The sequence below is a fragment of the Bartonella vinsonii subsp. arupensis OK-94-513 genome (genome assembly GCF_000278235.1).
GTDB lineage: Bacteria > Pseudomonadota > Alphaproteobacteria > Rhizobiales > Rhizobiaceae > Bartonella > Bartonella arupensis.
In genome coordinates this window covers 50810-64825 of the sequence record NZ_JH725037.1, presented here as the reverse complement: position 1 = coordinate 64825, position 14016 = coordinate 50810, and the positions used below count along the sequence as shown (strand labels likewise).

Here is a 14016-nt window from a genome sequence, read left to right as displayed (position 1 = left end):
TTTTTCTTTTCCGGAAGCACGCTAACAAAGTTCCAACATAAAGCAGAGGAACTTACACGAAAACCCTAAATGCCTTATTAAAATCAAAACAAGGCATTTTAGAAGCTTAAACCACCTTCACGAGCAGCTTCAGCCAAAGCTCTTACTCTTCCATGGTAAACATATGCCCCACGGTCAAAAACTACCTGACTAACACCAGCTTGCTTTGCACGTTCAGCAATTAACTTACCAACAGCAAAAGCAGCCTCTTTATCAGCACCACTTTTTAGCGATTTTTTTAAATCTCCTTCGAGTGTAGATGCCGAAACAAGTGTACACCCACGCAAATCATCGATAATTTGAGCATAGATGTTCTGATTTGAACGATAAACACTAAGCCGCGGACGATCACTAGAAACCATTTTGATTCTACGTCGCACACGCCGCGCACGACGTTGGATAATGTCCTTAGATGAAACCATAATACAAAATCCTTACTTCTTCTTACCTTCTTTACGAAAGATGCGCTCATCTGCATGTTTAATGCCTTTACCTTTGTAAGGTTCAGGCCTACGATACTCGCGAATTTCTGCAGCTACTTGCCCAACTTGCTGTTTATCAATTCCAGAAATCACAATTTCTGTAGGTTTGGGGATCGTTACAGTAATGCCAGATGGGACTTTATAAATAACATCGTGAGAAAAACCCAACGACAACTGAATATCCCGCCCCTGCAAAGCAGCACGATAACCAACTCCGTTGATCTCTAGTCGCTTTTCAAAACCATCTTTCACACCACAAAAAATATTTTCAATCATTGAGCGCGACATACCCCATTTAGAGCGTGCATCTTTTGACTGATCCCGTGGTGAAACGGATATAAAATTTTCCTCAAACTTCACTAAAACTTCATCATTAACGACGTAGCTCAGCTCACCTTTCGGACCTTTTGCCTTAACCAGCTGTCCTTCAACAGTTGCGGTAACCCCAGAAGGAATTGAAATGGGCTTTTTACCAATACGAGACATTCTTCTAACCTACATTTTTTCTGTTTTCTTAACATTCATTAGAAAACACGACAAAGGAGCTCTCCACCGACATTTTGCTCACGCGCCTCATGATCCGCCATAACGCCCTTAGGCGTCGATAAAATCGAAATACCAAGACCATTTGCCACTTGAGGAATCGACTTAGCAGAAACATAAACACGACGACCTGGCTTTGAGACACGTGAAACTTCACGAATAGCCGCTAATCCTTCAAAATATTTCAATTCGATTTCAATTTCAGACTTCCCGTCACCTAAATCGACTTGATTATATCCACGAATATAACCTTCAGACTGAAGAACATCAAGAACACGTGCACGAAGCTTAGACGCAGGCGTAACCACTTTGTTTTTTTTACGACCAAGTGCATTACGAATACGCGTGAGCATATCACCAAGAGGATCTGACATAGACATTAAATAATCTCCTCTTACCAACTCGACTTAACAATGCCTGGAATATGGCCTATTGAACCAAGTTCACGCAATGCAATTCGCGACATTTTCAATTTACGATAATAAGCCCGTGGACGCCCTGAAACTTCACAGCGATTACGGACGCGAACTTTTGCAGAATTACGTGGCAACTCTGCTAATTGAACAGAAGCTTTAAAACGCTCTTCGAGAGAAACCTTCTGATCCATAACTATTGCTTTCAAGCGTGCACGACGCGCAGCATAACGCTTTACCATCAGTTCACGACGCTTATTTTTTTCAACGGCACTTACTTTGGCCATAATCTTACCTCGCTACGTTTGCCGTTACGAACGAAAAGGAAAATTAAAAGCACGTAACAACTCACGTGCCTCATCATCCGTTTTTGCTGTCGTACAAACGATAATATCCATGCCCCAAATTTGATCAACTTTATCATAGTTGATTTCTGGAAACACAATGTGCTCTTTAATACCCATAGCAAAATTGCCACGACCATCAAAGCTTTTTGGATTCAGACCACGAAAGTCACGAACCCGCGGAAGCGCAATCGTAACAAGACGATCCAAAAACTCAAACATACGATCTTTACGCAATGTAACTTTAGCCCCAAGTGGCATTCCTTCACGAACCTTAAAAGTCGCAATAGAGTTACGCGCACGGGTAACAACAGCCTTCTGACCTGTTATTAAACCCAAATCCTCAGCAGCAATAGACGGCTTCTTAGAATCGGCAGTCGCTTCACCAATCCCCATATTAATTACAATTTTATCAACCCGCGGAATTTGCATTACATTTTTGTAATTAAACTTCTCTTGAAGGATTTTACGAACCACTTCAAAATAATGCACCTTCATACGTGGTGTTTGTTTTTCCTCAGCCATTAATCAACTCTCCCGAACGCTTGGCAAAACGAACTTTATTACCATCTGCATTCATACGAAAACCTACACGTGTAGGCTTACCATCCTTAGGGTCAGCAATCGCCAAATTAGATAGATGAATTGGAGCTTCTTTAGAAACAATTCCAGCTTCTTGCTTTTGCGTTTGACGTTGATGACGTTTAATCATATTAACCCCACGAACAAAAGCTTTATTCTCCTTTGGATTCACCTTAATTACTTCACCACTACATCCTTTATCCTTACCGGATAAAACAACGACTTTATCACCTTTTCGAATCTTTTGCATAACACACTCCTTATAAGACTTCAGGAGCGAGCGAAATGATCTTCATATGATTCCTACCACGAAGTTCGCGAGGAACTGGTCCAAAGATACGCGTACCGATCGGCTCTTTCTTATTATCCACTAAAACAGCAGCATTCCCATCAAAACGAATAACACTACCATCTGCGCGACGAATATCTTTAGCAGTACGAACCACTACAGCTTTCATCACATCACCTTTTTTAACACGGCCACGAGGAATAGCATCCTTAACCGAAACAACAATAATGTCGCCGACCGAAGCATATTTTCGCTTTGAACCGCCTAACACCTTGATGCACATGACACGACGGGCACCGGAATTATCGGCAACGTCGAGGTTTGTTTGCATCTGAATCATGACTGGCCACCTTCTCTTAACATTTATATCCGGTCATGCCTCTAACACCCCGGATTTGCCTGCCAAATAACGATAAAGCTATTGCTCTAAATCTATCAACGGAAAAAGTCCACTGTTAAATTTTACAACAATAAACCTAATGAACTACGCTACATTGCTTTTAACAACAATCCAACGTTTATCTTTCGAAATTGGTTTAGATTCCTGAATAGAAATTTGATCCCCAATCTTGAACTGGTTGTTCTCGTCATGCGCCTTATATTTCTTAGACTGCCGAACAGTCTTTTTAAGAAGCGGATGAGAATAACGGCGCTCCACTTTAACAACGACAGTTTTATCACTCTTGTCACTAACGACAACACCCTGCAAAATGCGTTTAGGCATCTCTTGTTTCCTTAAACCTTACTTTCGTTTATCTTCTGACGAAGAAAAGTTTTAACACGCGCAATATCACGACGAACCTGCCTAACACGTGCAGTCTTTTCCAATTGACCTGTTGCCTTTTGAAAGCGCAAATTAAATTGCTCTTTCTTTAACTTAGCCAATTCATCTTTCATTTGGTCGAGCGTTTGCGCCCGAAATTCTGTGGCTCTCATCGCTTAACCTCTTTATTCAGCAATACGCTGTACGAAACGCGTCTTAATAGGCAATTTTGCAGCACCCAATCTTAATGCTTCACGCGCTACATCTTCAGGAACCCCATCAAGCTCAAACATGACGCGCCCAGGCGCAACACGCGTAGCCCAATAATCAACGCTTCCCTTACCCTTACCCATACGTACTTCGGTCGGCTTAGATGTGACCGGAAGATCCGGAAAAATACGAATCCACACACGACCAGAACGTTTCATATAACGCGTAATCGCACGACGCGCTGCCTCAATTTGGCGGGCAGTAATTCTCTCCGGCTCAACAGCCTTCAAACCGTAAGCACCGAAATTCAAATCCGTACCACCTTTCGAAACACCGTGAATACGGCCTTTGAACTGTTTACGGAACTTTGTGCGCTTTGGCTGCAACATTGCTCTCTACTCCAAATTCTAGTTCATTCACAAAAACTAAGCACTTTCGCGGCGACGATTCGATGAAGAACCAGAATGATCAGCCTCCGTAGCACGACGCTCTGAAGCCATCGGATCATGCTCGAGAATCTCACCTTTAAAGACCCACACCTTAACACCACAAATACCATAAGCAGTCTTAGCTTCTGCTGTACCGTAATCAACATCAGAACGCAAGGTATGAAGTGGAACACGACCTTCACGGTACCACTCCATACGAGCAATTTCAGCGCCACCAAGACGACCAGAACAGTTGATACGAATTCCCTCTGCTCCAAGACGCATAGCTGATTGAACTGCTCGCTTCATTGCACGTCGAAAAGCAACACGACGTTCTAACTGCTGAGCAATTGATTGCGCAATAATCGTAGCATCAATTTCAGGCTTACGAATTTCCACAATATTCAATGAAGTCTCAGCATTTGTCATTTCTGAAAGCTTACGGCGAAGCTTTTCGATATCAGCACCTTTTTTACCAATAATCAAGCCCGGACGAGCCGAATGAATCGTCACACGACATTTCTTATGAGGACGCTCGATAACAACCTTAGAGATAGCTGCTTGCTTCAACTCTTCAAGCACATACAAGCGAATTTTTAAATCCTCATGAAGAAGACGTCCATACTCACCACTATCAGCATACCAACGGGAATCCCAGGTCCGATTAACTCCAAGACGAAGTCCTATTGGATTGATCTTCTGACCCATTATGCGGCCTCCACTTTTTCGGTAACTTCACGAACAATAATAGTAAGATGCGAAAACGGACGTTCAATCCGACTAGCGCGTCCACGACCACGAACATGGAAACGCTTCATCACTATCGACTTACCAACATAGGCTTCTGCAACAATGAGCGAATCAATATCAAGATCGTGGTTATTCTCTGCATTTGCAATCGCCGATTCAAGAGTTTTTTTCACAGTCCCAGCAATACGTTTACGTGAGAACGTCAAATCAGCTAGCGCCATATTAACTTTCTTACCACGAATCATCGCAGCAACTAAATTAAGCTTTTGCGGACTAACACGAATTGTCCGCGTGACGGCTTTTGCTTCATTATCCTTAAGCTGGCGCGGAACTTTAGCTTTTCCCATTCCTACTTCCTCTTCGCTTTCTTGTCTGCACCATGCCCATAATAAGTCCGGGTGGGAGCGAACTCACCAAATTTATGACCAACCATCTCTTCAGAAACAGAAACAGGAATATGCTTATTGCCGTTGTAAACACCAAAAGTTAAGCCAACAAATTGTGGTAAAATAGTAGAGCGACGACTCCATATTTTAATGACCTCATTGCGCCCACTTGCACGGACCTTTTCTGCTTTTCCAAGAAGATAGCCGTCAACAAACGGACCTTTCCAAACTGAACGAACCACTTCAGACTACCTTTCTCATTTCTTGCGCTGATGACGCGTACGCATAATAAACTTATCAGTGGCTTTATTGGAGCGCGTACGCTTACCTTTCGTAGGTTTACCCCAAGGAGACACTGGATGACGCCCCCCTGATGTACGACCTTCACCACCACCATGTGGATGATCAACGGGGTTCATAGCAACACCACGAACATGTGGGCGCTTACCACGCCAACGTGACCGACCTGCCTTACCATCATTAATATTCCCATGATCAGGATTTGAAACAGCGCCAACAGTTGCAAAACAACTACTAGATACCAAACGCTGTTCTCCAGAATTCAAACGAAGAATAGCCATCCCCTGATCCCGTCCAACCAATTGCGCATAAGTACCAGCTGAACGAGCGATTTGACCACCCTTACCCGGTTTCATTTCAACATTATGAATAATTGTACCCACCGGCATATTACCAAGTGGCATAGCATTGCCTGGTTTAACATCAACATTTGAACCAGCTATAACCGAATCACCAACACCAAGACGCTGTGGCGCAAGAATATAACCTAATTGTCCATCCTCATAGCGAATTAACGCAATAAAAGCAGTCCGATTTGGATCATATTCCAAACGCTCTACTTTTGCAGTAACATCACGTTTAAGACGCTTAAAATCAACAAACCGATAACTACGCTTATGTCCACCACCCTGAAAACGAGCAGTAACTCGGCCGCGATTATTACGGCCACCTTTTGATGATAAGCCCTCAGTTAACGCTTTTACAGGCTTACCTTTATAAAGGCAAGAACGATCCACAATAACAAGTTGACGTTGCCCGGCTGTAGTTGGATTAAAGTGCTTAAGTGCCATTATTCTTATCTCCGAGCCTCTTTAAAGACCTGTCGAAACGTCGATAGACTGACCACTGGCCAGTGTCACGATCGCTTTTTTGACATCACTCTGCCGACCAACAATACCTTTGAAACGTTTCACTTTACCCTTTCGGACTATTGTGTTGACTGCCTTAACTTTAACGCTAAAAAGCGCTTCAACAGCAGCTTTAATTTCAGGCTTTGTTGCTTTCGGCGCGACATTAAAAGCAACTTGATTATACTCAGAAATCATAGTCGACTTTTCAGTAATAATTGGACTAACAATTATATCATAGTGGCGAAGATCTGTCATTTAAAACGCTCCTCAAGAGCCTCGACAGCTGCTTTTGACAAAACAAGTTTGCTGCGACGCAAAATATCATAAACATTAATCCCCTGAATTGGTAAAACATCAATATTAGGAATATTAGATGCTGCGCGAGAAAAATTAATATCAATCTCTTTGCCACCAACTAAGAGAGCATTATTGAATCCAAGCTTAGAAAAACTGGAAACAAGCATCTTTGTTTTAGCATCCTTAACACTTAGATCATCAACAACAATTAAATCATTTGCCTTTAATTTTGCTGACAATGCAAGACGCACTCCAAGTGCACGAACTTTTTTAGGAAGATCACACGCATGACTACGGAATACCGGACCATGTGCCTTACCACCACCTCGAAACTGTGGTGCACGAGCAGACGAGTGTCGAGCACGACCAGTTCCCTTTTGTTTAAACATCTTTGCCCCTGTTCGTGAAACATCAGACCGCCCCTGCGATTGATGTGTTCCCTGTTGACGACGTGCAAGCTGCCAACGAACAACACGTTGCAAAATATCCTCACGCGGAACAAGACCAAAAATACCCTCAGAAACTTTTAACTTACCAGCTTCATTACCATCAAGGGTTTTAACTACAATATCCATCATTCGGCTCCCTCAGTTTCAGAGGTTTCCATCACTGGAGCAACCATTTCTGTTTTTTCTTTCGCAAGATGGCGAATACCAGCAGGCTTAGGCGCATTATCAGGAAGAGGTCTTTTTACAGCATCCCGCACCAAAATCCAAGCACCCTTAGAGCCGGAAACAGCACCACGCACTAAAAGCAAACCACGTTCAACATCCGTAGAAACAACCTCAATATTCTGTGTTGTTACACGGACCTGCCCCATATGGCCAGCCATTTTTTTACCTTTAAACACCTTACCTGGATCCTGACACTGTCCTGTCGAACCATGAGCACGATGTGTGATTGAGTTACCATGAGAAGCACGATGTCCACCAAAATTATGCCGCTTCATAACACCAGCAAAACCTTTACCGATACTCGTACCTGTTACATCAACCCTCTGCCCCGGAACAAAATGTTCCACTGTAATCTCAGTACCAACATCAAGAAGATTGTCGGGACTCACACGAAACTCTGCTATTTTAGCTTTTGGCTCAACCGAAGCCTTAGCAAAATGCCCACGAAGAGCTTGCGTAGTATTCTTAACCTTGGCAAAGCCTACACCTAACTGAACAGCAGTATAGCCATTCTTCTCAACTGTACGCTGAGCAATAACTTGACAATTCTCCAAACGAAGTACTGTTACCGGTACATGCTCACCAGCTTCATTATAAATACGGGTCATGCCCAGCTTCTGTGCTATTACACCTGAACGCATCGGGTCTGTTCCTTCTGTCCTCAAACCTCAGAGCTTAATCTCTACATCCACACCAGCAGAAAGATCGAGCTTCATAAGCGCATCCACTGTTTGCGGTGTTGGATCAACAATATCAAGAAGACGCTTATGTGTACGCATTTCAAATTGCTCACGACTCTTCTTATCGATGTGCGGCCCACGATTGACTGTAAACTTCTCAATCCGCGTTGGTAGCGGAATAGGACCACGGACATTTGCACCAGTACGCTTTGCAGTCGACACAATCTCGCGTGTCGATGCATCAAGAATTCTGTGATCAAATGCTTTCAAGCGAATGCGGATATTTTGACTGTTCATGCTCTTTTATTTCCTTGTCACGCAAAACGCCTTTTACAACAAAGACGTTTTATCAATAACCATTCCTTACTCAATGATCTTAGAAACGATACCAGCACCAACAGTACGACCACCTTCGCGAATAGCAAAACGAAGCTTTTCTTCCATGGCAATCGGAACTATCAAAGAAACATCCATCGCAACATTATCTCCAGGCATAACCATTTCTGTTCCTTCTGGAAGCGTTACTATCCCCGTCACATCCGTTGTACGGAAGTAAAATTGAGGACGATAATTCGTGAAAAACGGTGTATGACGACCACCTTCATCTTTCGTTAAGATGTAAGCTTCTGCTTTAAAGCGCGTATGAGGAGTAACTGATCCAGGCTTCGCAAGAACCTGTCCACGCTCAATCCCTTCGCGATCAACTCCACGAAGAAGAGCGCCAATGTTATCACCAGCTTGACCTTGATCTAAAAGCTTGCGGAACATTTCAACGCCGGTAACCGTCGTCTTTGAAGTAGGACGAATACCTATAATCTCGATTTCTTCGCCAACTTTAATAATACCACGCTCAACACGACCAGTTACAACCGTACCGCGTCCAGAAATCGAAAAAACATCTTCAATCGGCATCAAAAACGGCTGATCAACAGGACGCTCTGGTGTTGGGATGTAATTATCAACTTCACTCATCAAAAGACGAACCGCATCTTCTCCAATGCTTTTATCTTTATCTTCAAGAGCTGCCAATGCAGACCCCTTAACCACTGGGATATCATCTCCTGGGAAATCATATTTTGACAAGAGTTCACGAACTTCAAGCTCAACAAGCTCCAGAAGCTCAGCATCATCAACCTGATCAACCTTATTAAGAAAAACAACAATCGCTGGAACACCAACTTGGCGCGCAAGCAAAATATGCTCACGTGTCTGAGGCATAGGACCATCCGCAGCAGAGACAACCAAAATCGCTCCATCCATTTGTGCTGCCCCTGTGATCATGTTTTTCACATAATCCGCGTGACCTGGGCAATCAACGTGCGCATAGTGCCGGCTCTCTGTTTCATACTCAACATGTGCCGTAGAAATAGTAATCCCACGCGCTCTTTCTTCTGGTGCCGCATCAATTTGGTCATACGCTTTAAATTCACCAAAATATTTCGTAATCGCTGCTGTTAATGACGTCTTGCCATGATCAACGTGACCAATTGTTCCGATATTAACATGTGGCTTCGTACGTTCAAATTTGCTCTTTGCCATTTGAGCTCTCCATTTTCTATCCAAATAAAGGACTAAGTTAAAAATTAATTATATAATCAAATTACGCGTATTTCTTTTGAATCTCCAAAGCAACAGCCGAAGGAACAGGCTCATAATGATCAAACTGCATTGTATATTGCGCACGCCCCTGACTCATCGAACGAAGAGTATTCACATAACCAAACATATTGGCCAAAGGAACCATTGCATTCACAACTGTAGCAATACCACGCGCCTCAGTCCCTGAAATTTGACCGCGACGAGAATTGAGATCACCAATAACATCACCAACATAATCTTCCGGCGTTACAACCTCTACCTTCATAATCGGTTCGAGAAGCTGCGCACCAGCTTTCTTTGCTCCATCACGAAAAGCCGCACGAGCAGCAATTTCAAAAGCCAAAACGGAAGAATCAACATCGTGATAACCACCATCAATCAGTGTAGCCTTTACACCAAGCATAGGGAAACCCGCAAGAGGCCCTGATCCCATAACGCTCTCGATACCCTTTTGAACACCAGGAATATATTCCTTAGGAACAGCACCACCAACAACCTTTGACTCAAAGACAAAATCATCACCGTCATGAGGTTCAAAAATAATTTTAACGCGAGCAAACTGCCCAGCACCACCAGATTGCTTCTTATGTGTATAATCAATTTCCGCCGTTTTGGTAATCGATTCACGATAAGCAACCTGAGGCTGCCCAATATTCGCTTCAACCTTAAATTCGCGCCGCATACGATCAACAATAATATCAAGGTGAAGCTCACCCATTCCAGCTATAATGGTTTGTCCTGATTCTTCATCAGATTTCACACGGAATGAAGGATCCTCAGCAGCCAAACGATTGAGAGCAATACCCATTTTTTCTTGGTCTGCCTTCGTTTTAGGTTCAATCGCAATTTCAATAACAGGCTCAGGAAAATCCATCCGCTCCAAAATAATAGGCTTTAAAGGATCGCAAAGGGTATCACCTGTTGTAGTCTCTTTAAGTCCTGCGAGAGCAACAATATCACCAGCAAACGCCTCCTCAATATCCTCACGAGAATTTGAGTGCATTTGAAGCATACGCCCCAAACGCTCTCTCTTTTTCTTCACGGTATTTTCGAGAGAAACACCTTTTTGAACCTTACCAGAATAAATGCGACAAAAAGTCAATGATCCCACAAACGGATCATTCATAATTTTAAAAGCAAGCATAGAAAGCGGAGCATCATCTGAAGATTCACGGGTTGCTTCAGACTCAGTTTTCACATCAACGCCACTAATTGCAGGAACATCAACCGGAGAAGGAAGATAAGAAACAACAGCATCCAAAAGCGGCTGAACACCTTTATTCTTAAAAGCAGTACCACAAAGAACTGGATGGAACTGAACCTCTATCGTCCCCTTACGAATAAGAGAAACAAGCTGCTCATTTGTTGGCATAACACCTTCCAAATAAGCCTCTGTTGCAGCCTCATCAACCTCAACTGCCATCTCAATTAATTTCTCGCGATACTCTTCTGCCTTCTCTTTCAAATCGGATGGAATCTCACCAACAACCGCCGAAGCACCAATGGAGCCATCCCATTTCAATGCCTTCATCTCAACAAGATCAACAACACCTTCGAAATCATTTTCAGCACCAATTGGCAATTGCAAAACAAGTGCTTTAGCCCCCAATCGCGAACCAACCATTTCTACACTGCGATAAAAATCAGCACCTATCTTATCCATTTTATTAACGAAGACCATACGCGGCACACGGTACTTCTCAGCCTGTCGCCAAACAGTTTCCGTCTGAGGTTCCACACCAGCATTTGCATCTAACAATGCTATCGCACCATCAAGAACTCGCAAAGAACGCTCAACTTCAATCGTAAAATCAACGTGCCCCGGCGTATCAATGATATTAAAACGCCGCTTCCGCCCATCACGCCCTTCCCAGAAGGTTGTCGTCGCAGCAGATGTAATCGTAATACCACGCTCCTGCTCTTGCTCCATCCAATCCATTGTAGAAGCACCATCATGGGTTTCACCAATCTTATGATTCTTACCCGTATAAAACAAAATACGCTCAGTCATAGTGGTCTTACCCGCATCAATATGCGCCATAATACCAAAATTACGATAATCTTCAATTTTATATTCGCGAGCCATTATACTTGCCTTATCCTTAAACACGCCTACCAGCGATAATGAGCGAATGCACGATTAGCCTCAGCCATACGATGAACATCCTCACGCTTCTTTACCGCAGAACCGCGATTATTAGCCGCATCCATCAACTCACCAGAAAGACGATCAATCATTGTCGTCTCATTCCGTCCACGAGCTGCCGAAATCAACCAGCGAATAGCAAGCGCCTGACGACGATCAGGACGAACATCTATCGGAACCTGATAAGTAGCACCACCAACACGCCGTGAACGAACCTCAATATGAGGAGAAACATTCTCCAACGCCTGATGAAACAGAGCCACAGGATCCGTCTTCACCTTCTTTTCCACAACCTCAAGCGCACCATAAACAATACGCTCAGCAACTGATTTTTTACCATCAAACATAATGGCATTCATAAATTTCGTAATAACCAAATCACCAAACTTGGGATCAGGATTAATTTCACGTTTTTCTGCTCTATGGCGACGGGACATTAGCTTTGTCTCTCAATATTATTTTGGACGCTTCGCGCCATATTTTGAACGACGCTGTTTACGATTCTTGACACCCTGCGTATCAAGCAAACCACGAATAATGTGATAACGAACTCCTGGCAAATCCTTCACACGACCACCCCGAATCATTACAACAGAGTGCTCTTGAAGATTATGCCCCTCTCCAGGAATATAACCTATCACTTCAAATCCATTTGTCAAACGGACTTTAGCAACTTTACGAAGTGCAGAATTCGGTTTTTTCGGTGTCGTTGTATAGACACGCGTACAAACCCCACGTTTCTGCGGATTCGACTGAAGAGCAGGAACCTTATTACGCTTAACTGGCGCTACACGCGGCTTGCGAATCAACTGGTTTACGGTAGGCATACAACCTTCCTCTTTTTGATCTACGTTCGTTTTGCCCAATTGGGCTTTTCTACATTCCATTTATTTCGACAGAATCAAAATAAACACCTAAGCTTACACACAAAATCGGGCACGCCTGTTATAAACAGCTTACCCGATTACAAGCAGAGAAGGCACGAGCCTTTTGCACTGGCATTTGCTTTTAATCTTTTATAAAACCCGTTTAAATGACTTCTCGAGTAAAGCCCCGAAATCACCAATCACTCTCACACTGGTTATAGTGATCTCTAATAGCGAGAACATATACATTCGTCAAGAACTAAACATCAGAAAGTTTAAAAATAAAAAAATAAATTAAATTATAAGACTTTAGTTTGGATTTTACAGAAGTTCTTGATAAATTAAATTCCCATAGTAGTATCTCTACACAAAGAAGAACAGCAATGTGATTAAAGAGTACAAGTCTTGGAGATATTTATAGGACATTTTAACGATGCAAAAAAACAGCACCGATAATATTTAAGATGAGTGCCATGAAAATAGTAACGTGGAATATTGCTGGAATAAAAGCGCGGCATGAAACATTGTGTCAATGGTTACAGCAAAACCAACCCGATATAGTCTGTCTACAAGAAATAAAAAGTACCGATGAAAATTTCCCCCGCAGTGCAATTGAAGGCTTAGGGTATCATATAGAAACACACGGACAAAAAAGTTTTAATGGGGTTGCGATTCTCTCTAAAAAAACACCTGATGAAGTCATCCGCCGATTACCGGGCAATGATAATGATGAACAAACCCGATACATTGAAGCCGTTTACTCAACAAATAAAGGCGTTATCCGTGTTGCATCCCTCTATTTGCCAAATGGAAACCCTATTACAAGCGAAAAATATCCTTATAAAATAGAATGGATGGAAAGATTGTATGCACATGCAAAATCATTGCTTGCATATGAAGAACCCCTTGTCCTAGCTGGTGATTATAATGTCATCCCTACCCCATTAGACGCAAAAAATCCTCAAGAATGGAATCATGATGCCTTATTCCTTCCACAAACAAGACAAGCCTTCCAACGCATTATTCATTTAGGTTTTTATGATGCTATTCGTAATGTCACAGAAACTCCCTCATTCAGTTTCTGGGATTTTCAAGCTGGTGCATGGCAGAAAAATAATGGAATTCGCATTGATCACTTGCTATTGTCACCAGAAGCTGTTGATCAACTTATCTGTGCCTATAGCCAAAAAGAAGTAAGAGGGTATCAAAAACCATCGGACCATACTCCTGTTTGGGCACATCTTAATTTCAATTAACGAGAGTACAACAGCTGATTTATTGAGATAAAAAAATATCCCATCTCAAATATAATTCGTGCTACATCGTGCTTGACAATATATCTTAAACAATAAAACAAGAACAAAAAATATAAAT

23 protein-coding genes are annotated in these 14016 nt (G+C 42.7%); 1 reads left to right on the top strand and 22 read right to left on the bottom strand.

The features are described from left to right. Positions 1-98: 98 nt before the first annotated feature. The 22 genes from rplR to rpsL form a co-directional block, all read right to left on the bottom strand. Positions 99-461, bottom strand: coding sequence for a 50S ribosomal protein L18 (gene rplR, locus ME1_RS00300; RefSeq protein ID WP_004861887.1), 363 nt, complete (start codon positions 459-461; stop codon positions 99-101). Positions 462-473: 12 nt separating this feature from the next. Then, entirely contained in the window at positions 474-1007 is a 534-nt protein-coding gene (gene rplF, locus ME1_RS00295) for a 50S ribosomal protein L6 (protein ID WP_004861884.1), read from the bottom strand. A gap of 38 nt (positions 1008-1045) precedes the next feature. Next, positions 1046-1444, bottom strand: a complete 399-nt coding sequence (rpsH, locus tag ME1_RS00290) for a 30S ribosomal protein S8 (protein ID WP_004861881.1) — start codon at positions 1442-1444, stop codon at positions 1046-1048. A 14-nt stretch (positions 1445-1458) separates the two neighbouring features. Next, entirely contained in the window at positions 1459-1764 is a 306-nt protein-coding gene (gene rpsN, locus ME1_RS00285) for a 30S ribosomal protein S14 (protein WP_004861878.1), read from the bottom strand. Positions 1765-1788: 24 nt separating this feature from the next. Continuing rightward, positions 1789-2346, bottom strand: a complete 558-nt coding sequence (rplE, locus tag ME1_RS00280; protein ID WP_004861875.1) for a 50S ribosomal protein L5 — start codon at positions 2344-2346, stop codon at positions 1789-1791. Next, positions 2339-2653 (bottom strand): 50S ribosomal protein L24, encoded by a 315-nt coding sequence (gene rplX / locus ME1_RS00275; RefSeq protein WP_004861873.1) that lies wholly within the window; start codon positions 2651-2653, stop codon positions 2339-2341. The genes rplE and rplX overlap by 8 nt, the downstream gene beginning before the upstream one ends. A gap of 10 nt (positions 2654-2663) precedes the next feature. Next, complete coding sequence (rplN, locus tag ME1_RS00270; protein ID WP_004859184.1) at positions 2664-3032, bottom strand: 50S ribosomal protein L14; 369 nt, start codon at positions 3030-3032, stop codon at positions 2664-2666. A gap of 144 nt (positions 3033-3176) precedes the next feature. Continuing rightward, positions 3177-3416, bottom strand: coding sequence for a 30S ribosomal protein S17 (gene rpsQ / locus ME1_RS00265; protein ID WP_004861871.1), 240 nt, complete (start codon positions 3414-3416; stop codon positions 3177-3179). An 11-nt stretch (positions 3417-3427) separates the two neighbouring features. Continuing rightward, the gene (gene rpmC, locus ME1_RS00260) at positions 3428-3628 is read right to left on the bottom strand and encodes a 50S ribosomal protein L29 (RefSeq protein ID WP_004861868.1); all 201 of its coding nucleotides are present in this window, start codon (positions 3626-3628) and stop codon (positions 3428-3430) included. A gap of 12 nt (positions 3629-3640) precedes the next feature. After that, the gene (rplP, locus tag ME1_RS00255) at positions 3641-4054 is read right to left on the bottom strand and encodes a 50S ribosomal protein L16 (protein ID WP_004861866.1); all 414 of its coding nucleotides are present in this window, start codon (positions 4052-4054) and stop codon (positions 3641-3643) included. 36 nt (positions 4055-4090) lie between these two features. Continuing rightward, a complete protein-coding gene (rpsC, locus tag ME1_RS00250) occupies positions 4091-4801 on the bottom strand; it encodes a 30S ribosomal protein S3 (RefSeq protein ID WP_004861864.1) in 711 nt (236 codons plus the stop codon). Then, complete coding sequence (gene rplV, locus ME1_RS00245; protein WP_004861862.1) at positions 4801-5190, bottom strand: 50S ribosomal protein L22; 390 nt, start codon at positions 5188-5190, stop codon at positions 4801-4803. Before rplV ends, rpsC begins: the two co-directional genes overlap by 1 nt. Positions 5191-5192: 2 nt before the next feature. Next, on the bottom strand, positions 5193-5471 hold the full coding sequence (gene rpsS / locus ME1_RS00240; protein ID WP_004855734.1) for a 30S ribosomal protein S19: 279 nt from the start codon (positions 5469-5471) through the stop codon (positions 5193-5195). A gap of 15 nt (positions 5472-5486) precedes the next feature. Then, positions 5487-6320 (bottom strand): 50S ribosomal protein L2, encoded by an 834-nt coding sequence (rplB, locus tag ME1_RS00235; RefSeq protein ID WP_004861859.1) that lies wholly within the window; start codon positions 6318-6320, stop codon positions 5487-5489. A gap of 21 nt (positions 6321-6341) precedes the next feature. After that, on the bottom strand, positions 6342-6635 hold the full coding sequence (locus ME1_RS00230; RefSeq protein ID WP_004861857.1) for a 50S ribosomal protein L23: 294 nt from the start codon (positions 6633-6635) through the stop codon (positions 6342-6344). After that, entirely contained in the window at positions 6632-7252 is a 621-nt protein-coding gene (rplD, locus tag ME1_RS00225; protein ID WP_035009263.1) for a 50S ribosomal protein L4, read from the bottom strand. The genes ME1_RS00230 and rplD overlap by 4 nt, the downstream gene beginning before the upstream one ends. Beyond that, on the bottom strand, positions 7252-7992 hold the full coding sequence (gene rplC, locus ME1_RS00220; protein WP_004861851.1) for a 50S ribosomal protein L3: 741 nt from the start codon (positions 7990-7992) through the stop codon (positions 7252-7254). Before rplC ends, rplD begins: the two co-directional genes overlap by 1 nt. Before the next feature lie 27 nt (positions 7993-8019). Further along, positions 8020-8328 (bottom strand): 30S ribosomal protein S10, encoded by a 309-nt coding sequence (gene rpsJ, locus ME1_RS00215; protein WP_004855744.1) that lies wholly within the window; start codon positions 8326-8328, stop codon positions 8020-8022. A gap of 66 nt (positions 8329-8394) precedes the next feature. Continuing rightward, positions 8395-9570: an elongation factor Tu gene (gene tuf / locus ME1_RS00210; RefSeq protein WP_004861849.1), complete on the bottom strand. Its 1176-nt coding sequence runs from the start codon at positions 9568-9570 to the stop codon at positions 8395-8397. A gap of 61 nt (positions 9571-9631) precedes the next feature. Then, positions 9632-11716: an elongation factor G gene (fusA, locus tag ME1_RS00205; RefSeq protein WP_004861844.1), complete on the bottom strand. Its 2085-nt coding sequence runs from the start codon at positions 11714-11716 to the stop codon at positions 9632-9634. A gap of 26 nt (positions 11717-11742) precedes the next feature. Further along, entirely contained in the window at positions 11743-12213 is a 471-nt protein-coding gene (gene rpsG, locus ME1_RS00200) for a 30S ribosomal protein S7 (protein ID WP_004861835.1), read from the bottom strand. An 18-nt stretch (positions 12214-12231) separates the two neighbouring features. Continuing rightward, positions 12232-12603 carry a 30S ribosomal protein S12 gene (rpsL, locus tag ME1_RS00195; protein WP_004859227.1) on the bottom strand — a complete coding sequence of 124 codons (372 nt, stop codon included), beginning with the start codon at positions 12601-12603 and terminating at the stop codon, positions 12232-12234. Between the two features lie 512 nt (positions 12604-13115). Here rpsL and xth point away from each other — a divergent pair. Beyond that, positions 13116-13898, top strand: coding sequence for an exodeoxyribonuclease III (xth, locus tag ME1_RS00190; protein WP_035009314.1), 783 nt, complete (start codon positions 13116-13118; stop codon positions 13896-13898). The last annotated feature ends 118 nt before the right edge of the window (positions 13899-14016 follow it).